General features: G+C 60.6%; 22 protein-coding genes. 7 read left to right on the top strand and 15 right to left on the bottom strand.

The genetic code is table 11. The features are described 5' to 3' along the window. Positions 1-170: 170 nt before the first annotated feature. From B9Z37_RS09105 to B9Z37_RS09065, 9 genes are all read right to left on the bottom strand, one after another. Positions 171-1,793 (bottom strand): gamma-glutamyltransferase family protein, encoded by a 1,623-nt coding sequence (locus B9Z37_RS09105; RefSeq protein WP_108312717.1) that lies wholly within the window; start codon positions 1,791-1,793, stop codon positions 171-173. Position 1,794: 1 nt separating this feature from the next. After that, on the bottom strand, positions 1,795-2,769 hold the full coding sequence (locus B9Z37_RS09100; protein WP_108312716.1) for a Bug family tripartite tricarboxylate transporter substrate binding protein: 975 nt from the start codon (positions 2,767-2,769) through the stop codon (positions 1,795-1,797). Positions 2,770-2,926: 157 nt separating this feature from the next. After that, the gene (locus B9Z37_RS09095; protein WP_108312715.1) at positions 2,927-4,438 is read right to left on the bottom strand and encodes a tripartite tricarboxylate transporter permease; all 1,512 of its coding nucleotides are present in this window, start codon (positions 4,436-4,438) and stop codon (positions 2,927-2,929) included. A gap of 13 nt (positions 4,439-4,451) precedes the next feature. Next, complete coding sequence (locus tag B9Z37_RS09090) at positions 4,452-4,940, bottom strand: tripartite tricarboxylate transporter TctB family protein (RefSeq protein ID WP_108312714.1); 489 nt, start codon at positions 4,938-4,940, stop codon at positions 4,452-4,454. A 147-nt stretch (positions 4,941-5,087) separates the two neighbouring features. Then, positions 5,088-5,858 carry a class I SAM-dependent methyltransferase gene (locus tag B9Z37_RS09085; protein WP_108312713.1) on the bottom strand — a complete coding sequence of 257 codons (771 nt, stop codon included), beginning with the start codon at positions 5,856-5,858 and terminating at the stop codon, positions 5,088-5,090. Between the two features lie 26 nt (positions 5,859-5,884). Beyond that, positions 5,885-6,481 (bottom strand): DNA-deoxyinosine glycosylase, encoded by a 597-nt coding sequence (locus B9Z37_RS09080; protein ID WP_108312712.1) that lies wholly within the window; start codon positions 6,479-6,481, stop codon positions 5,885-5,887. Continuing rightward, positions 6,478-7,302, bottom strand: coding sequence for a TatD family hydrolase (locus tag B9Z37_RS09075; RefSeq protein WP_108312711.1), 825 nt, complete (start codon positions 7,300-7,302; stop codon positions 6,478-6,480). The genes B9Z37_RS09080 and B9Z37_RS09075 overlap by 4 nt, the downstream gene beginning before the upstream one ends. An 8-nt stretch (positions 7,303-7,310) precedes the next feature. Beyond that, positions 7,311-8,003, bottom strand: a complete 693-nt coding sequence (lolD, locus tag B9Z37_RS09070) for a lipoprotein-releasing ABC transporter ATP-binding protein LolD (RefSeq protein WP_108312710.1) — start codon at positions 8,001-8,003, stop codon at positions 7,311-7,313. Then, a complete protein-coding gene (locus B9Z37_RS09065) occupies positions 7,996-9,264 on the bottom strand; it encodes a lipoprotein-releasing ABC transporter permease subunit (RefSeq protein ID WP_108312709.1) in 1,269 nt (422 codons plus the stop codon). Before B9Z37_RS09065 ends, lolD begins: the two co-directional genes overlap by 8 nt. Positions 9,265-9,462: 198 nt before the next feature. Here B9Z37_RS09065 and B9Z37_RS09060 point away from each other — a divergent pair, with 198 nt between their 5' ends. Genes B9Z37_RS09060 through recJ form a run of 3 tightly spaced genes read left to right on the top strand, consistent with a single transcriptional unit; the run spans position 9,463 to position 13,008 of the window. Then, entirely contained in the window at positions 9,463-10,305 is an 843-nt protein-coding gene (locus B9Z37_RS09060; RefSeq protein ID WP_108312708.1) for an acid phosphatase, read from the top strand. Between the two features lie 46 nt (positions 10,306-10,351). Next, a complete protein-coding gene (locus B9Z37_RS09055; RefSeq protein ID WP_108312707.1) occupies positions 10,352-11,302 on the top strand; it encodes a hypothetical protein in 951 nt (316 codons plus the stop codon). Continuing rightward, positions 11,299-13,008 (top strand): single-stranded-DNA-specific exonuclease RecJ, encoded by a 1,710-nt coding sequence (recJ, locus tag B9Z37_RS09050; RefSeq protein ID WP_108312706.1) that lies wholly within the window; start codon positions 11,299-11,301, stop codon positions 13,006-13,008. The genes B9Z37_RS09055 and recJ overlap by 4 nt, the downstream gene beginning before the upstream one ends. A 76-nt stretch (positions 13,009-13,084) precedes the next feature. Here recJ and coaD read toward each other — a convergent pair whose 3' ends face one another. The 3 genes from coaD to B9Z37_RS09035 form a co-directional block, all read right to left on the bottom strand. Further along, a complete protein-coding gene (coaD, locus tag B9Z37_RS09045; protein WP_108312705.1) occupies positions 13,085-13,591 on the bottom strand; it encodes a pantetheine-phosphate adenylyltransferase in 507 nt (168 codons plus the stop codon). Between the two features lie 51 nt (positions 13,592-13,642). After that, the gene (gene rsmD / locus B9Z37_RS09040) at positions 13,643-14,290 is read right to left on the bottom strand and encodes a 16S rRNA (guanine(966)-N(2))-methyltransferase RsmD (RefSeq protein ID WP_108312704.1); all 648 of its coding nucleotides are present in this window, start codon (positions 14,288-14,290) and stop codon (positions 13,643-13,645) included. Positions 14,291-14,440: 150 nt separating this feature from the next. Beyond that, the gene (locus B9Z37_RS09035; protein ID WP_108312703.1) at positions 14,441-14,731 is read right to left on the bottom strand and encodes a cell envelope biogenesis protein TolA; all 291 of its coding nucleotides are present in this window, start codon (positions 14,729-14,731) and stop codon (positions 14,441-14,443) included. Between the two features lie 282 nt (positions 14,732-15,013). Here B9Z37_RS09035 and B9Z37_RS09030 point away from each other — a divergent pair, with 282 nt between their 5' ends. Continuing rightward, positions 15,014-15,544, top strand: a complete 531-nt coding sequence (locus B9Z37_RS09030; RefSeq protein WP_108312702.1) for a hemerythrin domain-containing protein — start codon at positions 15,014-15,016, stop codon at positions 15,542-15,544. Positions 15,545-15,547: 3 nt separating this feature from the next. On the opposite strand, the gene B9Z37_RS09025 is transcribed toward B9Z37_RS09030, so the two are convergent. Next, positions 15,548-16,900 (bottom strand): M16 family metallopeptidase, encoded by a 1,353-nt coding sequence (locus B9Z37_RS09025; RefSeq protein WP_108312984.1) that lies wholly within the window; start codon positions 16,898-16,900, stop codon positions 15,548-15,550. A 59-nt stretch (positions 16,901-16,959) separates the two neighbouring features. Further along, the gene (locus tag B9Z37_RS09020) at positions 16,960-18,411 is read right to left on the bottom strand and encodes a M16 family metallopeptidase (RefSeq protein ID WP_108312701.1); all 1,452 of its coding nucleotides are present in this window, start codon (positions 18,409-18,411) and stop codon (positions 16,960-16,962) included. Positions 18,412-18,439: 28 nt separating this feature from the next. Here B9Z37_RS09020 and ftsY point away from each other — a divergent pair, with 28 nt between their 5' ends. The 3 genes from ftsY to B9Z37_RS09005 all read left to right on the top strand — a co-directional run bounded on the left by ftsY (position 18,440) and on the right by B9Z37_RS09005 (position 21,715). Beyond that, positions 18,440-19,528: a signal recognition particle-docking protein FtsY gene (ftsY, locus tag B9Z37_RS09015; protein ID WP_108312983.1), complete on the top strand. Its 1,089-nt coding sequence runs from the start codon at positions 18,440-18,442 to the stop codon at positions 19,526-19,528. 143 nt (positions 19,529-19,671) lie between these two features. Next, positions 19,672-20,604, top strand: coding sequence for an RNA polymerase sigma factor RpoH (gene rpoH / locus B9Z37_RS09010; RefSeq protein ID WP_108312700.1), 933 nt, complete (start codon positions 19,672-19,674; stop codon positions 20,602-20,604). A gap of 106 nt (positions 20,605-20,710) precedes the next feature. Further along, on the top strand, positions 20,711-21,715 hold the full coding sequence (locus B9Z37_RS09005; protein ID WP_108312699.1) for a Bug family tripartite tricarboxylate transporter substrate binding protein: 1,005 nt from the start codon (positions 20,711-20,713) through the stop codon (positions 21,713-21,715). A 36-nt stretch (positions 21,716-21,751) separates the two neighbouring features. On the opposite strand, the gene B9Z37_RS09000 is transcribed toward B9Z37_RS09005, so the two are convergent. Continuing rightward, positions 21,752-22,345 carry an SCO family protein gene (locus B9Z37_RS09000; RefSeq protein WP_108312698.1) on the bottom strand — a complete coding sequence of 198 codons (594 nt, stop codon included), beginning with the start codon at positions 22,343-22,345 and terminating at the stop codon, positions 21,752-21,754. Positions 22,346-22,350: the final 5 nt, after the last annotated feature.

Genomic DNA, 22,350 nt, shown 5'->3' with positions numbered 1-22,350 from the left:
GCAATAGGGTTCAATTTTTTGAGCTATGGGCTTGAGATAAGGCGATTGCGCTGTGCCCCATTTGCCATGCAAGAGCACCACAGCACAGGACAGCGGTTGTGCCGATGCAAGAGCGCATGCCCATGCCCCCACAACCAGCACAACCCCACGCAACAACAGCGCCTGGCGCATCAAAAGCCCACAGCCTGCCCATCACGGCGCGGGTCGCTGGCGGCCATGTAACCTTCCACGCCCGGATTGCCCATGCGCCAGATGAACTGGCCGGCACCAAAGTCTTGGTAGGAGTCGTTGATGACGTCCAACTCGTGACCACGGGCGATCAGGCCCTGCACGGTCTGGCTGTTCATGGCGGCTTCGACGTTGATGTTCATACCGGTGTTGTAACGCCAGCGCGGTGCATCGCATGCGGCTTGAGGGTTTTGCTTGTAGTCGAGCATGCGCACCAGGGTTTGCATGTGGCCTTGGGGCTGCATGTTGCCGCCCATCACGCCGTAGCTCATGACGGGCTGACCGTCTTGGGTCAGGAAAGCGGGGATGATGGTCTGGAAAGGCCGCTTGCCGGGCATCACCAAGTTGGCCTTGTTGGGGCCGTTCAGGTTGGTGCTGAAACCGTGGCCCCGGTTTTGCAGGCTGATGCCGTAGTTCGGTTCCACCACACCGGAGCCAAAGCCCATGAAGTTGCTTTGGATGAAGCTGACCATCATGCCGTTTTCATCGGCCGCCGTCAGGTAAATCGTGCCGCCCTTGACCGGGTTGCCCGCTTGGAAGTTTTGCGCCTTCTTCATGTCGATCAGCCTGGCGCGACTGGCCAGATAAGCCGGGTCGAGCATCTGCTCGGGCGTGACCTCCATGTAGCGCGGGTCGGCCACGTAGCGGTACACGTCGGCAAAGGCCAGTTTCATGGCTTCGATTTGCAGGTGCTGCGAATCCACGCCGTCGACCGCGTGGCTGGCCAGGTCGAAGTTGGACAAGATCCCCAAGGCGATCAGCGCCGCGATGCCTTGCCCGTTGGGCGGGATCTCGTGCAGGGTGTAACCACGGTAGTCTTGCGCAATGGGCTTGACCCACTCGGGCTTGAAGTCGGCCAGGTCTTTGGCCGTGATGCTGCCGCCGTTTTCCTTGGCGAACTTTTCAATCGCCTCGGCAATCTCGCCACCGTAGAGGGCTTGACCCTTGGTGGCCGCAATGGCTTTGAGGCCACGCGCCGCGTTCTTGAACTGAAACAGCTCACCCACTTCGGGGGCGCGGCCCCAGGGCAAAAAACTTTGTGCAAAACCGGGTTGTGACTGCAGCTCGGGCGTGGCCGCAGCCCACTTTTGCTGCACCACCACAGGGATCAAATAACCGCGCTCGGCCACCTCGATGGCGGGCTCAAGCAAGTCAGCAAAAGGCAGCTTGCCAAAGCGCTCGCTCAAGGCAACCCAACCGGCCACCGCGCCGGGCACGGTGACCGAGTCGAAGCCGCGCTTGGGCGGTGTGATTGCGTCAGCGCCGTATTTGCGGTGAAAGTAGTCGGGCGTCCAAGTGGCAGGGGCAGGACCAGACGAGTTGAGGCCGTGCAACTCTTTGCCGTCCCACAAAATGGCAAAAGCATCCGAACCCAAACCGCAACTCACGGGCTCGGTCAGCGTGATCACCGCTGCAGCGGCAATGGCGGCGTCAACCGCATTGCCGCCCTTGAGCATCATGCGCAAGCCGGCTTGGGCGGCCAAAGGGTGCGAGGTGGAAACGATGTTGCGCGCGAACAGCGGCAAACGGGTGCTGGTGTAGGGGAACTGGTGATTGAAGTTCATGTCATTCCAAAGTGATCTTGCGCTCGGTGATGATTTTTTTCCACTTGGCCGATTCTTTCGCCAGCATGGCGGTGAACTGGGCTGGCGTACCCCCCACAGGCTCAATGCCAAACCGTTGCAGCTTGTCCAACACCTCGGGGTCTTGCAGCACTTGATTGGCAGCCATGTTCACGCGGCTGACCACTTCAGGCGGCAACCCTTTGGGGCCAAACAAACCAAACCAAGTGTTGGACTCGTAACCGGGCAAGACATCGGCGATGGGCTGCACACCCGGCGCCAGCGCTGTAGGCTTGAGCGTGGTCACGCCCAAAGCGCGCAAACGGCCATCGCGCACGTGCGGCAAACCGGTGGGCAAGCTGTCAAACAGCACATCCACCTTGCCACTGACCAAATCGGGAATGGCCAAGGCTGTGCCCTTGTAGGGAATGTGGACGACAAACACATCGGCCTGCGCCTTGAACAACTCTGCCGACAACTGGACGATGGTGCCATTGCCGCTCGACGCATAGTTCAAGCGGCCAGGGTTCTTCTTGGCGTGATCGATCCATTCCTTGACGGTTTTGGCGGGCGAGCTGTTGGGCACCAGCATGATGCTGGGCGCATTGCCCACTTGGCTGATCGGAGTGAAGTCTTTGACCGCGTCATAGGGCATGCGCGGGTTCAGGTTGGGCCCGATCGAGTGCGTGCTGGAAGTGGACAGCAGCAAGGTATAGCCATCTGGGCTGGCCTTGGCGGCCAGGTCCGAGCCCAAGGTGCCGCCCGCGCCGGGGCGGTTTTCGACCACCAGCGTTGTGCCCATTTTTTCGCCCAGCTTTTGCGACAAGGTGCGCGCAAACAAGTCGGTGGCCCCACCCGCCGGGAATGGCACGATGAGGCGGATGGGCTTGGTCGGGTAGGACTGGGCTTGCACGGAAGTCGCACAAACCAGCCCCACAAAAGCGGCCAGCAGGGTATGGATCACATCGTGTCTTTTCATGAAGTCCCCAAAAGCAAAAAAACAGGGCCCAAGCCCATGCAAAAGTGATTTTGGCAGAGCTGAGGCCGGGATGACGCCCTCTGGTGACATGCCCCTTGGACGCACCAAAGAAAACGGCCTCCAAGGAGGCCGCTTTCGCATTCAAAGCATCAATCGGTCATTCTTCGACGAAAGCCTCTTCACGCTTGGACTTGATCGAGGGCAAGGCCACGATGACCAACAGCAGCAAGGCCGCAGCCAACAGGCCCGCAGACAGAGGCCGCGTCACAAAAACGCTCCAGTCGCCACGCGACAAGAGCATGGCCCGGCGCAGGTTTTCTTCCATCATCGGGCCCAGAATGAAGCCCAGCAGCAGGGGCGCTGGCTCCATGCCCAGCTTGATGAAGGTGTAGCCGATCACACCAAACATGGCCACCATCCAGATGTCCCAGGTGTTGTTGTTGGTCGAATACACACCGATCGCGCAAAACAGCACGATGGCAGGGAACAACCAGCGGTAAGGCACCGTCAGCAGCTTGATCCAGATGCCGATCAAAGGCAGGTTCAAGATGATCAACATGGCGTTGCCGATCCACATCGAAGCGATCAGGCCCCAGAACAACTCGGGGTTGCTGGTCATCACCTGAGGGCCAGGCTGGATGTTGTGGATCGTCATCGCACCCACCATCAAGGCCATCACAGCGTTAGGCGGAATGCCCAGTGTCAGCAAGGGGATGAAGGAGGTCTGCGAGGCCGAGTTGTTGGCCGACTCGGGCGAGGCCACACCACGGATGTTGCCTTGACCGAAAGGCACTTCGCCGGGGCGCAGCTTGGTTTTCTTCTCGATGGTGTAGGCCGCAAAAGCCGCCAGCAAAGCACCGCCACCAGGCAAGATGCCCAGGGCCGAACCCAAAGCCGTGCCGCGCAAAACCGCAGGAATCATGTTCTTGAAGTCTTCGGCATTGGGCATCAAGCCAGTCACTTTGGCGGTGAAGACTTCACGGTCTTCCTCAGGCTTGGACAGGTTGGAGATGATCTCGCCGTAACCAAACACACCCATGGCGATGGTGATGAAACCCACACCGTCGGTCAGTTCAGGAATGTCGAAGCTGAAACGGGCCACACCCGAGTTCACGTCGGTACCAATCAGGCCCATGAGCAAACCCAAAACGATCATGCCCACCGCTTTGATCAGGGAACCCGAAGCCAGCACCACGGCCCCGATCAAGCCCAGAATCATCAGCGAAAAGTATTCGGCAGGACCGAACTTGAAAGCGACTTCGGTCAAGGGACCGGCGAAGGCCGCCAAAATCAAGGTACCCACGCAACCGGCAAAGAAAGAACCCAGACCCGCCGCTGCCAAAGCAGGACCGGCACGGCCTTTACGGGCCATCTGGTAACCGTCGATCATGGTCACGACCGAAGAGGCTTCACCCGGCAGGTTCACCAAAATAGCGGTGGTCGAGCCGCCGTATTGGGCGCCGTAGTAAATACCTGCCAACATGATCAGCGCAGCCACGGGGGGCAGCGCGTAGGTGGCGGGCAGCAGCATAGCGATGGTCGCCACAGGACCCACGCCAGGCAAAACGCCGATCAGTGTGCCCAGCAAACAGCCGATAAAGGCGTAAATCAGGTTTTGAAAGGTGAAAGCCACCCCAAAACCAAGGGCAAGGTTGTCAAACAGTTCCATGAATTATTTCTCCTCAACCGGTGATGAATGTGGGCCAGACAGGGAACTGCAGCTTCAGCAGCAGCACGAAAGCGCCGTAACTGCCGGCCGACAGGACCGCGGCCAGAATCAATACTTCTTTGAGCTTGAAGGTGTCACCCGCCAGGCTGACCACCAATGTGGTGCCGAAAATCGCGACGATCAAACCCATGGCTGGCACGCCAAAAGAAGGCAAGCCTCCCAGCAAAATGCCAAACAAGACGTTGCCGGCAATGATGAAAACCAAAGGCTTCCAGGCCCATGCACCGATCTTGTCACCGTCCTGAGTCTCCACCGTCAAGGCTTTGAACATGACGAAGGCACCAATCAGTGCCAACAAAACGCCCAACAGCAGCGGAAAGTAGCCAGGCCCCATGCGGGCACCGGTGCCCACGGTGTAGTTGGTCGCACCATAAGCAAAGGCAGCGCCAGCCACGGTGTAAAACAGGCCGGAAAAAAAGTCTTTTTGACTCTTGATGTTCACGAGATATCTCCTCTGATTTGAGTTGACGAGATTCTGCGTGAACAATCTGGTTTTAACGATGTGGGTTACACCTATGTTTCCGAGGTGACAAACACATGGTTTACCCTGATGCGAAGCCGGTTCGAGCTGCCTGTGCAGCCCGCAAGATCATTTAACCAAGGGCTTGAACACCTTGAGCCATTTGGGTGCGGGCAAGCCCCACTTCTCCTCGATATTGTCAGCAGCAGCGGTCAACGCTTCGCGTTGAGGCCGGCTGGCGGTTCGCTGCGCCAGCACAATGGCGTTGCCCTCGCGTGTGGGCTTGAATGCCCACACGGCGTCTTCGCCAAAAGCGGCGCAAATTTTCTCCACACTTTCGCCATAACTGGACGAACGGCCAAACAGGTTCACCGTCATGCAGCCTTGTTGGCTGAGCAGTTCACGGCAATGGCGGTAAAAGTCGGGGGTGTCCAGCACCGGGGCGGCGGCTTCTTCGTCGTAGAGGTCGACCTGCAACGCATCGACCGTGCCGCGCCATTCGTCCTTCTGGATTTCCAGCGCGGCATCGGCCAGCACCACGCGCAAGCGCTCGTCGTCGGGCGGCAAACGGAACCAGCCCCGGCAGGCATGCAGCACGCCGGGGTTCAGCTCGATCGCGGTGCAGGTCATCTTGAGCTTTTTGTAGCAAAACTTGGTGATCGTGCCGGCACCGAGGCCCAACTGCATGGCATGAGCCCCCTTGACTTCGTCGTGCGGGAAAAACAGCAGCCAGCCGAACATGCGCTGCACGTACTCCAGTTCGATGTCATAGGGCTTGTCCAGAAACATCGAGCCCTGAATCCACTCGGTGCCCAAGTGCAGGTAGCGGATTTTTCCATCTTCTGAGAAATTGACTTCGGGCAGTTCAATGGCTTTGTCGGCGGCTTTTTTGCGGGTCATTCAGGGTTTCCGTGCGGGTGCGCCGTTCAGGCGTCAGGTGTATCGGGTCGGTCAGGGGCATCGCCAGACAGCAGGCCATGCGCTTGCATGACCGCGCCCCAGGCAACGCGTTTTTGATCAAAGGTCCATGAAGCATGGGCGGGACTGGTCGATGGTAGGCGATGCAGCGTGACTTGCTCAGCCAATCCGGCTTGCAGCAGTGATTTTTCAACCGCCTTGGCATGCCGAAAGCTCTCGCCCCCGTTGTGAGCGATACCGCTCAGCCGGGGACAGCGTTGCAACAGGGCCGGAAAATTGTTCAATTGGGCCTGACGGATCGCGCTGTCCAGACTGCCCTCGCGTTCGCATTGCGCGTACACATCCCACACGCCCACACCTTGCGCCAGCAAACATTGGCAACGGCGGGCATGGTCTTTGTCGCCAGGCCAAGGGGCCTGCGGCCACAAGGCTTGCATGATGCGCCAAAAATGGTTTTGCGGATGGGCGTAATACTGCTGCAACTGCAAAGACTTGACGCTCGGAAAACTGCCCAGCACCAGCACACGTGTATCAGCGCAAACCAGTGGCGGCAAGCCTTGAAGAAGAAGGGACGCCGAGGCATCGGTCTGCACAAGCCCGTTCATATCTGAGCCAGTTTGGGCAAGACCCGCAGCGCATTGCCCGTGCTGGCGCTGGCCAGCTCGGCCAGCGACGCACCGCGCACATCGGCCAGCACCTGCGCGATGCGGAGCAGCTCGGCCGGACTGTTGCGGCCTTGGGCTGCGCCTTGGGCACGTTGTTCGGCGGTTTGGTAAAGCCACTGCGGCGGAATGTCGGGTGCGTCGGTTTCCAGCACGAGCGCACTCAAAGGCAAATCGCGGGCCAGGCGGCGCAACTGCAAAGAGCGCTCATAAGTCAGCGTGCCGCCAAAACCCAGCGCAAAGCCCAGGTCTACAAAAGCCTGCGCCTGCTGGCTGCTGCCATTGAATGCATGCGCGATGCCGGAAAGCACCGGGTACTGGCGCAGACCTTTGATCAAGAGGTCGGCCGAGCGCCGCACATGCAAGATGACAGGAAGGCCGTGCTTTTGCGCCAGCTTCAGCTGCTCGGTGTAAAAAAACCATTGGCGTTCGCGCATTTCGGGGGTGCACAGCGCAGGCACAAAAAAGTCCAGCCCGATCTCGCCCACCGCCACCAGCCTCGGGTCGCTTGCTCGCTCGCTCAGGGCCTGGTCCAGCGCCAGCAAGTCACTGTCCTGCGCGTGCGGCACAAACAAAGGGTGGATGCCCAAGGCGTAAGCGTCGCCGTGCCGCTGGGCCAGCTGCGCCACATCGGTCCAGTGCTTGGCGTGCACCGCCGGAATCACGCAACGCGTCACGCCCGCTTGACGGGCCGCTGCGCGCACGGCGTCGCGGTCGGCGTCAAACTCGGCAGCGTCCAGATGGCAATGCGTGTCGATCCACATTCAAAAATTCAGACAGGCGCTTGCAACACACCCTTGACCAGATGCAGCTGCCGGTCGCAACGTGCGGCCAGGGCTTGGTCGTGCGTGACCACCACAAAGGCAGTGCCGCGCTCGCGGGCCAGTTGCAACATCATGGCAAACACACCGTCCGCCGTTTCGCGGTCCAGGTTGCCGGTGGGCTCGTCGGCCAACACGCAGGCCGGGTCGTTCACCAAGGCGCGGGCCAGGGCAACGCGCTGGCGTTCACCCCCCGACAACTCGGCCGGTCGGTGATGCAGACGCTCCCCCAAACCCACACGCTGCAGCCACTGCGTGGCCACGGCGGCGGCTTCGGCGCGGTCCTGGCGGCGAATCCACAGCGGCATGGCCACGTTGTCCAGAGCACTGAACTCGGGCAGCAAGTGATGAAACTGGTAGACAAAACCCAGGTAGCGGTTGCGCCACTGGCCTTGCTCGGCCGCACTCAAGGCCGACAACAGCTGCCCCTTGAGCTGCACCGAACCCTGTGTGGGCGCGTCCAGCCCGCCCAGCAAATGCAGCAAGGTGCTTTTACCCGAACCCGAAGCGCCCACGATGGCGAGCGTCTCACCCGCGTACACGGCCAGGTCCACGCCTTGCAATACGGTCACATCCAGACGTCCCTCGGTGAAACGCTTGGTCAGGCCGTGGGCCTGAAGCACCACAGGGTTCATGTCATTCATAACGCAGTGCCTCCGCCGGGTTGACCTGGCTGGCCCGCCAGCTGGGGTAGAGCGTGGCCACAAAGGCCAACACCAAAGAAATGATAGCCACCGGCAAAATGTCGCTGGCCAGCGGCTCGCTGGGCATGCGGCTAATCAGGTAAATGTCGCGCGGCAAAAAGCTGGCGTTGAACAGCTTTTCCAACGCGGGCACGATCACGTCGATGTTGAACGCCACCAGCAGGCCCAGCAACAAACCACTCAGGGTGCCGATCACGCCCACCGTCGCGCCCTGCACCACAAAAATGCCCATGATGCTGCGCGGGCTGGCCCCCAGCGTGCGCAAGATCGCGATGTCGGCGCGTTTGTCGGTCACCGTCATCACCAGCGTGCTGACCAAATTGAAAGCCGCCACCGCCACGATGAGCGTGAGGATGATGAACATCATGCGTTTTTCGACCTGCACGGCCGCAAACCAGGTCTTGTTTTGTTGGGTCCAGTCGCGCACAAAAAACTGCGGGCCCAAATCCAATTGCAAGTCACGCGCGACTGCACGCGCCAGGTGCAAATCACGCAACTTCAGGCGCACGCCGCTGGGGCCTTCCAGCCGGAACATGCGGGCAGCGTCATCCACATGCATCAGCGCCAGCGCCGAGTCGTATTCGTAATGGCCGGAAGAAAACAGGCCCACCACACCCATCTGCTTCATGCGCGGCACCACGCCCGCAGGCGTGACTTGGCCGGACGGCGACACCAAGGTCACTGGGTCACCGGTCTGCACGCCCAGGTTGCTGGCCAGGTCGCGCCCCAGCACCAAGCCAAACTCGCCCGCTTGCAAGCGCGACAACACGCTGGCTTGGCTGTCCGATGACAAGTCGCTGACTTCCGGCTCCAGCGCCGGGTCAATGCCGCGCACCAGCACGCCCTTCATGTCCTCGCCCCGCGCCAGCAACGCCTGCGCGGTGATGAAGGGCGCAGCACCCACCACCTGCGGGTGGGCCTTCAGCCGGGCCAACAAGGCAGGCAAATCGGCCACGGCCGCGCCGTCGGCGGCATACACCTCGATGTGTGACACCACGCCCAGCATGCGGTCGCGCACCTCTTTTTGAAACCCGTTCATCACGCTCAGCACGATGATGAGTGCCGCCACGCCCAGGCCAATGCCCATCATGGACACGCCCGAAATGAAAGAAATGAAGCCGTTGCGCCGGGTGGTCCGGCCTGCGCGCGTGTAGCGCCAGCCCAGCACCAGCTCGTAGGGAATGTTTTTGAAAAATGCCATAGGCCGCTATTGTGACCAATCGGTCAATGCCTCGATGAAACCGTAGAAACATTTGGCAAGCATGGTGTTTTCACTTAGAAAGTCGCGGCAGTGACGGTATTTGAATGGCTTTGAATCAAAACTTTGGCATCTTGGACCATGACATGCGTTGGCTTGGGGTCAAGGTCGCATGCATCACTTGCCAAAAGGAGACAAGCCATGAGCCATCCACGCGCCACCTTGTGTGCCATTGCCGCAGCCGCACTGCTGAGCGCCTGCCAGACAGCCCCTGTCCAGCCCACCGCGCCGTCCACCTCGGCCGAGGAGGTGGGGGAATTCCGCAAAGGCTCGGGCTACCTGAACGGTTACCTCGACCGCAAAGCCTTGCCCGATAGCCTGGCCTTGGTGCCCCCACCACCCCCACCGGGCTCGGCGCGCCAAGCGGCTGACCTGGAAATGCACCAACAAACCCGAAACCTGCGCAACACGCCACGCTGGGAACAGGCCGCCAAGGATGTGAACCTCAAGTTCCCAGAAGCAGCGGGGGTGTTTTCATGCGCACTCGACATGCCGATCTCGCACGAAGCCACGCCCCACTTGAACATGCTGCTGCGGCGGACCCTGATCGATGCGGGTCTGGCCACCTACAAGGCCAAAGACCACTACAAGCGACAACGTCCTTTTGCACAGTTGGGGGAAAGCACCTGCGCGCCCAAAGAAGAGGCCCAATTGACGAAAGACGGCTCTTACCCGTCGGGCCATGCGGCCTTGGGTTGGGCGTGGGGGCTGATCTTGGCGGGCGCAGCCCCTGACAAAGCAGATGCCTTGTTGCAACGCGCCCATGCATTTGGCGACAGCCGCATGGTGTGCGGGGTGCACTGGCAAAGCGATCTGGAGGCCGGACGCGTGGTGGGTGCCGCCGCCGTGGCGCGCCTGCAGGCCGACCCGGTGTTTCAAGCACAAGCGCAATTGGCCAAAGCCGAAATTGCCGCCGCCCGTGCCAAAGGCCTCAAGTCAGATCGGTCCGACTGCGCGGCAGAGGCGGCAGCCCTCAAGCGCTGAACGCGCGCTACCTTGGCGTGCATGGGGCCTGCGACAATCAGGCCCCATGCACCTGATCATTCCCTATGCGGCCAGCCACAGCCTGCAAAGCCCCGAGGCCTTGGCCCACTTGCAGTTGCCGAATTTGCGGGCCCTGCTGGCCGTCTTGCAGCGCCAAGAGGTGCTGCAAGACGGCGCTGAAACGCCTCTGCACATGCCCCATGAGCGCCTGCATGCCCAGGCCTTGGGCTGGGGGACAGGGGCGACCACCCTGCCCTGGGCCGCTTGGCAAACTAGGCAAAGCAGCCCCGAACCGCAAGCCTGGATGACCCCCTGTCATTGGCAAATTGGTATGGACCAGGTGGTCATGCTCGACCCCGCCAGTTTGTCCCTGTCAGATGAGGAATCGCAGCAATTGCTGCAGGCCATGCAACCGTTCTTGCAAGAAGACGGTCTGCAAGTCACCTGGCACAGCGCGCTGAAATGGCATGTTCAGGGCAGCATGCTGGCCGATCTGAGCTGCGCCTGCCTGGACCGGGTGATCGGTCAAAACGTGAAGGACTGGATGCCTACCGGCACGGCCGAACGCCCCTTGCAACGCCTGCAAAGCGAAATGCAAATGCTGCTGTACAACCACCCAGTGAACAATGCACGCGACGCACGCAGGCAAATCGCCGTCAATTCTTTTTGGCTGCACGGAGCGGGCACGCTGCCGGTTGATGCGGCCATCTCTGCACCCCACTTGGAAATACCCGACGCCCTGCGTCACAGTGCTTTGCGCGGCGATGTGCAGGCCTGGCGACAAGCCTGGCAACAACTCGATGCGACGGCCGTGGCCGACTTGCTGGCCCACTTCAAAGCCACCGGCCAGGCCACGCTGAGCCTGTGCAGCGAACACGCGGCGCACACCTACACGGCAGAGCCAGCCGGCTGGCACCAGCGCACAACACGCGCATTCCAACGTCTCTTCAACAAAGCCACACCTGCAGCGGCTCTTCAAGCCCTCATCACCCCATGAATTTGCTCACCCGAGATGTGCCTCCCCGCAGCGCCTGGGCGCTGGAACAAGCGGGCATCCACCCCCTGCTGGCCCGCCTGTATGCCGCCCGTGGCGTCCAATCCAAAGACGAACTCGACGACGCCCTGAACCTGCTGCTGCCCCCGGCCGGCATGCTGGGCACGCACGAAGCGGCCAAGCTGCTGGCCGACGCCATGGCGCAAAACAAGCGCCTGTGCATCGTGGCCGATTACGACTGCGACGGCGCGACCGCCTGTGCCGTGGGCGTACGTGGCCTGCGCATGCTGGGGGCCCAAAACGTGAGCTACTTGGTGCCCGACCGCGTGGTCGACGGCTACGGCCTCACGCCGCCGATTGCCCAGCGGGTGCACGCGCAAGGCGCCGACGTGCTGATCACGGTGGACAACGGCATCGCCAGCGTGGCGGGCGTGCAAGCGGCGCAAGCCCTGGGCCTGCAGGTGCTGGTGACCGACCACCATTTGCCCGGCAGCGAACTGCCCACCGCCGAAGTCATCGTCAACCCCAACCAGCCCGGCTGCAGCTTCACCAGCAAATCCATCGCGGGTGTGGGCGTGATGTTTTATGTGCTGCTGGCCCTGCGTGCCGAGCTGCGCCAGCGCGGTGTGTTTGACGCCAGCAACCAGCCGCGCCTGGACGCGCTGCTGCCACTGGTGGCTTTGGGCACCGTGGCCGACGTGGTCAAGCTCGACGCCAACAACCGCCGCCTGGTGGCGCAAGGTCTGCGCCGTGTGCGGGCTGGGGCGCTGCCCCCGGGCATGGCCGCGCTCATGCGTGCGGCCAGCCGTGAAACCGCCAAGGCCACGACTTTTGACTTTGGCTTTGCCTTGGGGCCGCGCATCAATGCCGCAGGCCGTCTGGCCGACATGACGCTGGGCATCGAATGCCTGCTGACCGACGACACGGGTCGCGCTGACGAGCTGGCCAAACAGCTGGACGCGATCAACCGCGAACGCCGCGTGATCGAGGGCGACATGCGTGAGATGGCTATGGAAATGGCCGAATCGCTGTTTGACGAAGGCGACGAGCCGCCGCCCGCCATTTGCGTGTTCGACCCCGATTTTCACGAAGGCGTGGTGGGCATCGTGGCCTCGCGCATCAAGGACAAATTGCACCGACCCACTTTTGTGTTTGCGGCCAGCAGCGCCCCGGGCAAAGAGCACGAACTCAAAGGCTCAGGCCGATCCATTGCGGGCTTTCATTTGCGCGACGCGCTCGACTTGGTGGCCAAACGTGCGCCCGGCGTGCTGCTGCGCTTTGGCGGCCACGCCATGGCGGCAGGCTGCACCATTGCCGAAGAGCATCTGGATGTGTTCGAGGAGACGCTCAACCAAGTGGCGCTGGAATGGCTGGACGCCACCACACTGCAACGCCGACTGGAGACGGATGGGCCGCTGCCTGCCGAATACCGCCGGGTGGACCTGGTCGAGATGCTGCACCACGAGGTCTGGGGCCAGGGCTTTGCGCCACCTGTATTTTGCGAAGAGATCGAGATCGTGTCGCAGCGGCTGGTGGGCGAAAAGCACCTGTCGCTCAAGATGAAGCACCAAGGCCAGCCGGTGGACGGCATCTGGTTCGGCCGCACCGAGCCTTTGCCTGCGCGTGTGAAACTGGCTTATCGGCTCGACGCAGACGAGTGGCAGGGCCAAAAGCGTGTGCGGTTTTTGGTGGAAGGCGCTGAGCTTTGAAGAACGTCGGACCTGAAGGTCCGACCTACAGGGAGCGTCTCTGGTAGGTCGGCGGCTTCAGCCCCGACATGCCCCTTCAGTGCTTGGTCGCCACCTTGGCTTGCAAGGCGTTGAGCACGGGGGCTGACACCAGCCCCGACACATCGCCGCCGAGTTTGGAAATTTCGCGCACCAAGGTGCTGCTGATGTGCTGCACGCCCGCGCTGGTGTGCAAAAACACGGTATCCACCTCGGGGGCCAGATGGCGGTTCATGCCCGACATTTGCGTTTCGTAGTCGTAATCGGTGACCGAGCGCAGGCCGCGCACGATGACCTGGGCGTTTTGCGAACGCACAAACTCCACAATCAAGCCATCAAATGGCAGTGCCTTCACGTTGGGGCAATCGGCCAGCGCGGCTTGCGCCAAAGCCAGCCGTTCGTCCAAAGAGAACATCGTGTTTTTATGGTGCGCCCGGGCCACGGCGATGATGACTTGGTCAAAGAGCTGAGCGGCGCGGCGAATCGCGTCCTCGTGCCCCAGCGTCAGCGGGTCAAAGGTGCCTGAATACACGGCGGTCACAGCGGCGTTGGCAGATCGGCTCATGGTGGGGTCCTTGAAAAACGGGGACGGGTTTTAGGTAGCTTGGCCGGCAAATTATGCGGCCCGTTGCAACAAATGCGCATGCACGGCACCTGCTTTGAGGTGGCGTTCACATTGGAGCCCCAATACACCCAGTGCTTCAGCGGTCCAGGCCACAGGCGCTTCCAGATAAATCCAGCCCCCCGCAGGCACGGCCTTGGCCGCTGCTTTCAGGGCGGGCTCAAACCAGGGTCCGTCAAACGGTGGGTCGAGAAAGACCAGGTCCACGCTGCCCGCAGGCAAGCGGCCCAAAGCCGTGACAGCATCACCCCGCTGGACGTTGACCCTGTCGGCTTTCAGGCGCGCAGCATTCTCTTGCAAATCACGCACCAGCACAGCGTCTTGCTCGACCATCAGCACATGGGCTGCGCCACGCGAAGCGGCTTCCAGGCCCAGCACGCCGGTGCCTGCGAACGCGTCCACACAGCGCCAGCCACTCAGGTCTTGGCCCAACCAGTTGAAAAGAGTTTCGCGCACGCGGTCGGGTGTGGGGCGCAAGCCCGGTTTGTCGATCACCTTGAGCCGAGTGCGGCGCCACTGCCCACCGATGATCCGGATCTCGTGCGAAGGTGGGCCTTTGGGCGCACGGTGCACCGGCTTTTTGGCATCAGGTTTGCGGGCATTGCCGCTGGGCGACTGCCGTGAAGATTTGGATGAGGGCATAGGCAGCAAGTGTAAAGGCCATGAAGCCAGGCGATTTGCCGGCTCATCCACGAAGACCCGCACCCTGCACGACACACAGACAGAAAAAAACCAGCACGCAGCTGGTCTTTTTCTGAAGCCTGCGTCCAGGCCGAGGCCTGGCCATTCAGCTCACTTGGGTTGAGCGGTTTTGACATCCGCTTTGGCTTCGGCCTTGGCCGCTGGGGCATCAGCCTTGGCGGCTGCTTTGGCTGCTTTCTTTTCCGCTTTGGCGGCGGCTTTTTTCTCGGCTTTGACTTTGGCATCGGCTTTTGCGTCGGCCTTCACATCTTTGGCCTCGACCTTGGCTGGCGCAACAGCTGCAGCAGGTGTCGCGGCCACAGTGGGCGCAGCAGCGGGGGCTTGGGCAAATGCACCGACAGCAAAGAAACCGGCGACGAGGGTGGCGAGCAGCTTGTTCATGAGAGATGTCCTTGATTCAGGTTTTCAGTTCAACACCTTGTTGAACTTGCAACTACAACGCGACCCGATCGTGCGCTGATGACCGCCAGAGACGTGCAGTTGTAACGCCATGTTTCTTGTGCAAACACCCCCTACAACTTCCTTGCCCCATCCCACACAGGTGTCATCTCTTTTTTTGCATGAGTCAACATGACTTACATCAAAAAAATAGAAACTGCTGCTTGGCCGCATTGCGGCTTGAATCTAAAGTGAAACATCGATAGACGTTTAAGAGAAACCCCCATGAACACATCTGATACAGAAGCCCCTATTTCACACTTCTCCAACTGCCACTTGGGTATTTTTGCCCAGCTGTCGCGCGTGGGGGACCTGCCTGCCTTGCTGGGCCCTGCCGCCCAGGCCCGGAAAATCGCAGAAGACTCCTTGGCCTTCTTTAGCAAAGCCATGTACAGCCACCACAGCGAAGAAGAAAAAGACCTTTTCCCTGCTGTTCGCCAAAGCGCTGACGCAGGTGTCGAACGCCTGCGGGTAGAGGGCTTGGTGGAACAACTGACGCACGACCACAGAGCGCTTGAGAAACTGTGGGAGTCGCTGGAGCCCGGTTTGCGTAAAGTCGCCAAAGGCCAAGACACAACGCTGAACGTGTTGGCGCTGGAATCACTGGTTCAGCGCTACCAAGCTCACGCCAAATTGGAGGAGCAGGATTTTTTACCCTTGGCTCAGACCATTTTGGGGCGCAACGACAACCACATGGCTGCTTTGGGGCTGACCTTGCACATGCGGCACGTACCGTATTTTGCGACCCATATTTGACATTCAGGGCGTGGGTGCCCCCACCACCACCGTGACCATGCGTTGGGGTTGCAGCACCCGCGCCATGGCGCGGCGAACATCGGTCACGGTGGCACGTTCCACTTGCTGGGTCCAGGTGTCCAGGTAATTCAATGGCAAACGGTTCCAGGCGATGTTGGCCACGTTGTCCAGCAGCTTGCGGTTGCTGTCAATGCGCAGCGCAAAGCCCCCCACCAAATTGGATTTGGCAGCCTGCAACTCGGCCTCGGTCGGACCTTCGCTCACAAAGGCCTGCACCACCTCCTTGGCCACGGTCACGGCTTGCGCTGCCTGGTCTGGCCGGGTTTGCAGGCCGACGGTGAAAGCCCCCGCATGCAAGCCCGGCGAAAAATAGCTGTACACGCTGTAGCTCAGTCCTCGCTTTTCGCGCACCTGTTCGGTCAAGCGCGACACAAAGCCGCCGCCACCCAAAATGTGGTTGCCGATCAGCAACGGGAAAAAATCCGGGTCGTTGCGTTTGTAGCCCGGCTGACCAATCAAGACATGGGCTTGGGCGGAATCAAAAACCACATTCAGGTTTCGGGGTTCAGCCAATGGCTGAACCTCGGGCACCGCTGGCAATGCTTGGCAAGCGGCGTCGGCAGGCCACATTGCCAACAAACGCTGAACCAGTTGATCGGTCTGAGCACGGGTCAGCGCACCCACCACACTGACCGATGCGCGACAAGCGCGCAGCGACCTGGCGTGCTGCGCCTTCAAGTCTTTCACATCGATGCGTGACAAAGACTCGGGGGTGACACGGTATCCGTAGGGATGGAGGCCATACACCGCGGCAGCGAAGCTGTTTTGCACCAGCGTGCCTGGCTGGGTCAAAGACTCGCGCAAGGAGGCGGACATGCGTTCCCGGTCGCGCAGCCAAACGTCTTCGGGAAAAGACGGGTTCGCCATTTGCCGGGCAGCCAAAGCCACCGCCTTGCCCAGCAAATCCGGATAACTCAGGCTGCGCAAGGCAAAACTCAAACGGTCAGCGCTGGCGCTGCTCGAGAAACTGGCGCCCAAATCAGCCCAAGCTTCCCCGATCTGGTTTTCATCCAGCGCCTGTGCATAGGGGCCCTTGCCAGCAAGGTCTGCACGCATGCCGCTGGAAATTTGCCCCGCCATCACCGATGTCAAACCAGCTTGGGTGGAGGGATCGCGTCGGCTGCCGGCATCCAGGTCAATCTGCACATCGACCATGGGGATGGCGTGGCTTTCCACCAAATACACACGGGCACCGCTTGCTTGTGTCCAGTGCTGAATCGGCAAAGCGGCTTGCGCCCAACCAGCAGCACACCAGCCTGAGAGCGCCAAAACCGAGTGCACCAGAAAACGCGACATGACCGACGGGTAAGGAATCAAGGTCATTTTGCTTTTGACTTTCATGAAATAACGGTGGCTCAATGCCGGGCACCGGGAACTGCACGTCGTGCACGCGGCTGCCCTGACAAAGGCTGGGGTCGCAAAATCGCGACCGTGAGGCTGTCGTCTCCAAAATATTTTTGAGCGACGGCCTGCACCTGTGCTGGCGTCACTTGACGCAAACGCGAAATCAATTGCGCGCTGTAATCCGGTGGCAAGCCCAAAGTCCAGGCCACGCCCAATTCACGCCCTTGGTTGAACACCGAATCCAGTTTGTAAATTTCACTGGCCACCCACTGGGTTTTGACACGCTGCAATTCCGCCTCGGTCACACCATCTGTCGCCACGCGCTGGACCTGTGCACGCAAGGCCACCTCCAGCGCTTCAGGTTTTTGCCCCTTGGCGGGCACACCGTCCAGATAAAAGAACTGCGGGCCTCTGCCCATCAGCCCGTTGTGCGCACCCACGCTGTCGGCCAGCCGTTTGTCACCCTGGGTCAGGCTGCGCTCCAGGCGTGCGCCGCTGTAGCCGTCCAGCACGGCAGCGAGCACCGTCAAGGCCAGGGCATCGTCGTGCTCGGGCGTGACCTCCAGACTGGCCAAGCGCGGTACTTTGAAGGCCAGCGCCACATAAGACTGCTCGGCGGGCGCTTTGAACTCCAAACGCCGCACACCCTGCTGCACGGGCTCTTGCTGGGGCTTGCGATCGGCTACGGGCCGCGCGGGGATGGTGCCGTAGTATTTTTCAGCCAGCGACTTCACCTGTAGCGGATCGACATCCCCGGCCACCACCACCACCGCATTGCCTGGCGCATACCACTTGCGGAAAAAATCGCGTGCGTCTTGTGCCGTCATGGCGTCCAAGTCGCTCATCCAGCCCACAATGGGGCGGCGGTACGGCGACGCAGACAAGGCAGTAGCCGACAGCATCTCGTGCAATTGGGCACGGGGGTTGTCATCGGTGCGCATACGGCGCTCTTCCTTGACCACCTCCAGCTCCTTGGCAAACTCCGCATCGGGCCACTGGTTGTTGGCAAAACGATCCGCCTCTAGGCGCATCACGGCTTCGAGCTTCTTGGATGGGATTTGCTGGTAATAACCGGTGTAGTCCTTGGATGTGAAGGCGTTTTCCCGCCCACCCAAAGCGGCCACACGGCGAGAAAACTCCCCGGCTGCCAGACTGGGCGTGCCCTTGAACAACATGTGCTCCAGCACATGCGCCACGCCACTGGTGCCATCCACCTCATCCATCGAGCCCACACGCACCCAGACCATGTGCACCGCTGTAGGAGCGCGGCGGTCGGGTTTGACCCACAGCGTCATGCCGTTGGCTAAAGTGAAGGTGTGAACTGGCGTGGTCAGACTGCTCGAAGCCCCCGGTGCCGGACTTACAGGGCTTGCAAGGCCCATTGAGACTTGTGCCCCAGCGCTCCAGGAGGCTGCCAGCAGGGCCATCGCCAGAGAAATATCCAGAAGAAAGTTCGGTTTCATAGAATGCATGATCCTTGAAATCCACACCATGTTCAGTTTTTTCAAAAAAAAATCCCCTGCCCCAGAGGCCCAATCCGTTACTGCGCCATGGCCACAGCCCGCGCAAACGCCTGACGCCGGGGTTTCCACTACAGCGGTGCAGCCCACGGCTGCTGCCAACCCTGCCATTGCCCGCCAAGCAGAACCCCCTCCAAACGGCGCTGAAAACGTTCCTGCCGCCCGCCAAGGCTGGCTGGACCGCCTGAAGGCGGGCTTGCGCAAAACCGGCTCCAGCATCACGACCGTCTTCACCGGCACCCGCATCGACGACGAACTGTACGAAGAGCTGGAAACCGCCTTGTTGATGGCCGATACCGGCGTCAAAGCCACCGAGCATTTGCTGCAAGACCTCAAGCGCCGCGTCAAAGAAGCCAAGGCCACCGACCCCTCACAGGTGAAAACCCTGCTGACCGACGCCATCACCGACCTGCTGCAACCCTTGCAAAAACCGCTGGCCATTGGCGACCACCAGCCCACCGTGATCATGGTGGCGGGTGTGAACGGCGCGGGCAAGACCACTTCGATCGGCAAGCTGACCAAGCACCTGGCCGACGAAGGCCTGAGCGTGCTGCTGGCTGCCGCCGACACCTTCCGCGCCGCCGCCAAAGAGCAGCTGGCCGTCTGGGCCGACCGCAACACGGTGGAGATCGTCAGCCAACAAGGCGGAGACCCGGCGGCCGTGAGCTTTGACGCGGTGAGCGCTGGCCGCGCACGCGGTCGCGATGTGGTGCTGGTGGACACGGCGGGCCGTCTGCCCACCCAAACCCACCTGATGGAAGAGCTGAAAAAGATCAAGCGCGTGGTGCAAAAGGCCGATGGCACCGCCCCGCACGAGGTGCTGCTGGTGATCGATGGCAACACCGGTCAAAACGCCCTGGCCCAGGTCAAAGCCTTTGACGACACGCTGGGCCTGACGGGCCTGATCGTGACCAAGCTGGACGGCACCGCCAAGGGCGGGGTGCTGTGCGCCATTGCACGCGAAAAGCCGATTCCCGTGTACTTCATTGGGGTGGGCGAAAAACTGGAAGACCTCGAAACCTTCAATGCCCGGGAGTTTGCCCAAGCACTGTTGAGCTAAAGCCTGTCTTTAAGCACACAGACACCTGCCCCGCCTAAGTTCAGAATTCGGGAAAACCCTGATTTCAGCATGCCATCAGGGACGCCTTTAGCACTCGACCGCCCAGAGTGCTAATATCTCGGTATTCTGAAAGGAGTTCTGGTATGAACATTCAAACTGGTTCCCCCGCCACAGCCATCACGCTGAGCAATCCTTGGGCGGTGGTGCCCTCGCTCGGCCACCTCGATGCATACATTTCTGCGGTCAACCGCATGCCCATGCTCACCCTCGAGGAAGAGCAAGAAGCAGCCCGTCAACTCAAAGCCAACGACGATCTCGAAGCGGCACGCAAGCTGGTGCTCTCGCACCTGCGCTTGGTGGTGTCGGTGTCACGCCAATACCTGGGCTATGGCCTGCCTCACGGCGACCTGATTCAGGAGGGCAACGTCGGCCTCATGAAAGCCGTCAAGCGTTTCGACCCGGATCAGGGCGTGCGCTTGGTGAGCTACGCATTGCACTGGATCAAGGCTGAGATTCACGAGTACATCCTGAAAAACTGGCGCATGGTCAAGGTGGCCACCACCAAGGCCCAGCGCAAGCTGTTTTTCAACCTGCGCTCGATGAAGCAAGGTTTTAAAGCCGAAGCCGAAGACGGTACACACCGGGACACCCTGACACCCGAGCAAATTGATGTGATGGCCCACAACCTGAACGTCAAACGCGAAGAAGTCATGGAAATGGAAATGCGCATGTCCGGGGGCGATGTGTTGCTGGACCCGGCACCTTCCGACGATGGCGAGCAGTCTTTTGGCCCAATTGCTTATTTGGCCGACGTGAACCACGAGCCCACCGCCATGATCGAAGCGCATCAACGTGATGTGATGGCCAGCGACGGCTTGGCCACTGCGCTCAATGCACTGGACGAGCGCAGCCGCCGCATCGTCGAGGAGCGCTGGCTCAAGGTCAACGACAATGGCTCAGGCGGTATGACGCTGCACGACCTGGCTGACGAGTACGGCGTGAGCGCCGAGCGCATCCGCCAGATCGAAGTCGCGGCCATGAAAAAGATGAAAAAGGCGCTGGTCGAGTTCGCCTGACCATCGCGCCCGTGGGCGAACATGGATTCATATACCCGGCCTGGTTCGGGTATTTTTTGGTCTGCGGTGCGCTAAAGTCGGGGCCATTCAATTGAAAGATCCTGACATGACCGATCACATCCCCACAGGTTTTTCTCGCCGCCATTTGAGTCGAATCCTTGGCGCTGCTTTGGCTTTGGGACTGGCCCCTGCATGGGCCGCCCCGACGCATGCGCCATGGCCCACACAGACGGTGCGCCTGGTGGTCGGTTTCCCGGCAGGCTCCAGCCCCGACCTGACGGCTCGTGCTTTGGCGGAACCTTTGTCCAAAGCTTTGGGGCAAAACGTGATCGTCGAAAACAAGGTCGGCGCTGGCGGCAACATCGCCGCCGACTTCGTTGCGAAATCGACCGACGGACATACCTTGGGCCTGATGATCAACGGCAACATGACCATCGCCCGCATCCTGAACCCCAAGGTGCCGTATGACCCACTGAAAGATTTAGCCCCAATCAGTTTGATTGGCAAAGCGCCCTTGGTGCTGACGGTGCCGACCAATGCGCCCGGACAAACAGCTCAAGAATGGCTGAGCCAAGCCCAAAAAGCGGGTGACCAACTCAGCTATGCCTCACCCGGAGTGGGCACTGTGGCGCACTTGGGCATGGAGTTGCTGAAAACAAAGGCGAACATCGCCCCCGTGCACGTGCCCTACCCCGGCAACCCTCAAATCGTGACAGCGATGATCGGTGGTCAAATTCAATTGGCCTTGCTCCCTCCAGCCATGGCAGCAGCGCAAGTGCGTGGCGGAAAGCTGCGTGCCATCGGCAGCACCAGTACCGGCCGCAGCTCTGTAGCGCCTGAGGTGCCCAGCCTGTCAGAAATCGGTGTGAAGAATTACCAATTGGAAATCTGGAATGCCTTGGCTGCCCCCGTCTCGATGCCCACACCCGTGGCCAAGCAGCTGTCGGCCGTGATCAGCGAAATCGTGCGTTCACCTGACATGCGCGCGAGGTTGTTTCAACAGGGCTGGCAGGTGGTGGGCTCATCGCCAGAAGGTTTACGCAACCGGATCGAGGCCGACACGCAAGCGCTGGGCCAAATCATCCGCAATCAGAACATTCAAAGCCCCTGAAAGCACTGCCCCGACCTGCAGTGCCGTAGGGGCTCGTCACTGGCCCTTGAGCAAGATCTTCACATCTTGGGCCAGTGCCGCAGCGCCGCTGCCGTAACGGTTGTACAAGCGCACACGCCCTTGCGGATCAAAGGTGAAGCTGCCAGCCGAATGGTCCATGGTGTAGCTGGTTGGCGTTTTACCTTCGACCTTTTTGAAATAGATCTTGAAATCCTTGGTGACCTTGGTCAACTGCTCGGGTGTGGGGCGCAAGGCCACAAAATCGGGCCCAAAATTGGCCAGATAGGCTTTGAGCAATTCGGTAGTGTCGCGCTCCGGGTCCACCGTGATGAAGACGCTTTGCAGCTTGTCTGCATCAGCCCCCAGCAACTGCTTGGCCTCCACCATCTCTTGCATGGATGTAGGACACACATCAGGACACTGTGTGTACCCAAAAAATACCACCACCGCTTTGCCTGAAAAGTCTTTCAAGGTCCGCACCTGACCGTTGTGATCGGTCAGCTCCCAACCTTGGGCATAGTCAGCGCCCGTGATGTCCACTCCTTTGAAAGCCGGTTTGTCTTTGCCGCAGCCGCTCAGACCCAACATAACCCACAGGCACAAAGCCCCTAAGCATTGACGTTTGTTCATGGCAA

The organism is Limnohabitans parvus II-B4, assembly GCF_003063455.1.
In the GTDB taxonomy this organism is placed as follows: domain Bacteria; phylum Pseudomonadota; class Gammaproteobacteria; order Burkholderiales; family Burkholderiaceae_C; genus Limnohabitans_A; species Limnohabitans_A parvus.
Note: the sequence above shows the minus strand (reverse complement) of the source record. Positions and strands in the feature narration are given on the sequence as shown.

Coding starts and splice junctions, on each gene's coding strand:
- B9Z37_RS09105 (WP_108312717.1), bottom strand. CDS start 1,793: ATGAACTTCAATCACCAGTTCCCCTACACCAGCACCCGTTTGCCGCTG.
- B9Z37_RS09100 (WP_108312716.1), bottom strand. CDS start 2,769: ATGAAAAGACACGATGTGATCCATACCCTGCTGGCCGCTTTTGTGGGG.
- B9Z37_RS09095 (WP_108312715.1), bottom strand. CDS start 4,438: ATGGAACTGTTTGACAACCTTGCCCTTGGTTTTGGGGTGGCTTTCACC.
- B9Z37_RS09085 (WP_108312713.1), bottom strand. CDS start 5,858: ATGACCCGCAAAAAAGCCGCCGACAAAGCCATTGAACTGCCCGAAGTC.
- B9Z37_RS09080 (WP_108312712.1), bottom strand. CDS start 6,481: ATGAACGGGCTTGTGCAGACCGATGCCTCGGCGTCCCTTCTTCTTCAA.
- B9Z37_RS09075 (WP_108312711.1), bottom strand. CDS start 7,302: ATGTGGATCGACACGCATTGCCATCTGGACGCTGCCGAGTTTGACGCC.
- lolD (WP_108312710.1), bottom strand. CDS start 8,003: ATGAATGACATGAACCCTGTGGTGCTTCAGGCCCACGGCCTGACCAAG.
- B9Z37_RS09065 (WP_108312709.1), bottom strand. CDS start 9,264: ATGGCATTTTTCAAAAACATTCCCTACGAGCTGGTGCTGGGCTGGCGC.
- B9Z37_RS09060 (WP_108312708.1), top strand. CDS start 9,463: ATGAGCCATCCACGCGCCACCTTGTGTGCCATTGCCGCAGCCGCACTG.
- B9Z37_RS09055 (WP_108312707.1), top strand. CDS start 10,352: ATGCACCTGATCATTCCCTATGCGGCCAGCCACAGCCTGCAAAGCCCC.
- recJ (WP_108312706.1), top strand. CDS start 11,299: ATGAATTTGCTCACCCGAGATGTGCCTCCCCGCAGCGCCTGGGCGCTG.
- coaD (WP_108312705.1), bottom strand. CDS start 13,591: ATGAGCCGATCTGCCAACGCCGCTGTGACCGCCGTGTATTCAGGCACC.
- rsmD (WP_108312704.1), bottom strand. CDS start 14,290: ATGCCCTCATCCAAATCTTCACGGCAGTCGCCCAGCGGCAATGCCCGC.
- B9Z37_RS09035 (WP_108312703.1), bottom strand. CDS start 14,731: ATGAACAAGCTGCTCGCCACCCTCGTCGCCGGTTTCTTTGCTGTCGGT.
- B9Z37_RS09030 (WP_108312702.1), top strand. CDS start 15,014: ATGAACACATCTGATACAGAAGCCCCTATTTCACACTTCTCCAACTGC.
- B9Z37_RS09025 (WP_108312984.1), bottom strand. CDS start 16,900: ATGTCGCGTTTTCTGGTGCACTCGGTTTTGGCGCTCTCAGGCTGGTGT.
- B9Z37_RS09020 (WP_108312701.1), bottom strand. CDS start 18,411: ATGAAACCGAACTTTCTTCTGGATATTTCTCTGGCGATGGCCCTGCTG.
- ftsY (WP_108312983.1), top strand. CDS start 18,440: ATGTTCAGTTTTTTCAAAAAAAAATCCCCTGCCCCAGAGGCCCAATCC.
- rpoH (WP_108312700.1), top strand. CDS start 19,672: ATGAACATTCAAACTGGTTCCCCCGCCACAGCCATCACGCTGAGCAAT.
- B9Z37_RS09005 (WP_108312699.1), top strand. CDS start 20,711: ATGACCGATCACATCCCCACAGGTTTTTCTCGCCGCCATTTGAGTCGA.
- B9Z37_RS09000 (WP_108312698.1), bottom strand. CDS start 22,345: ATGAACAAACGTCAATGCTTAGGGGCTTTGTGCCTGTGGGTTATGTTG.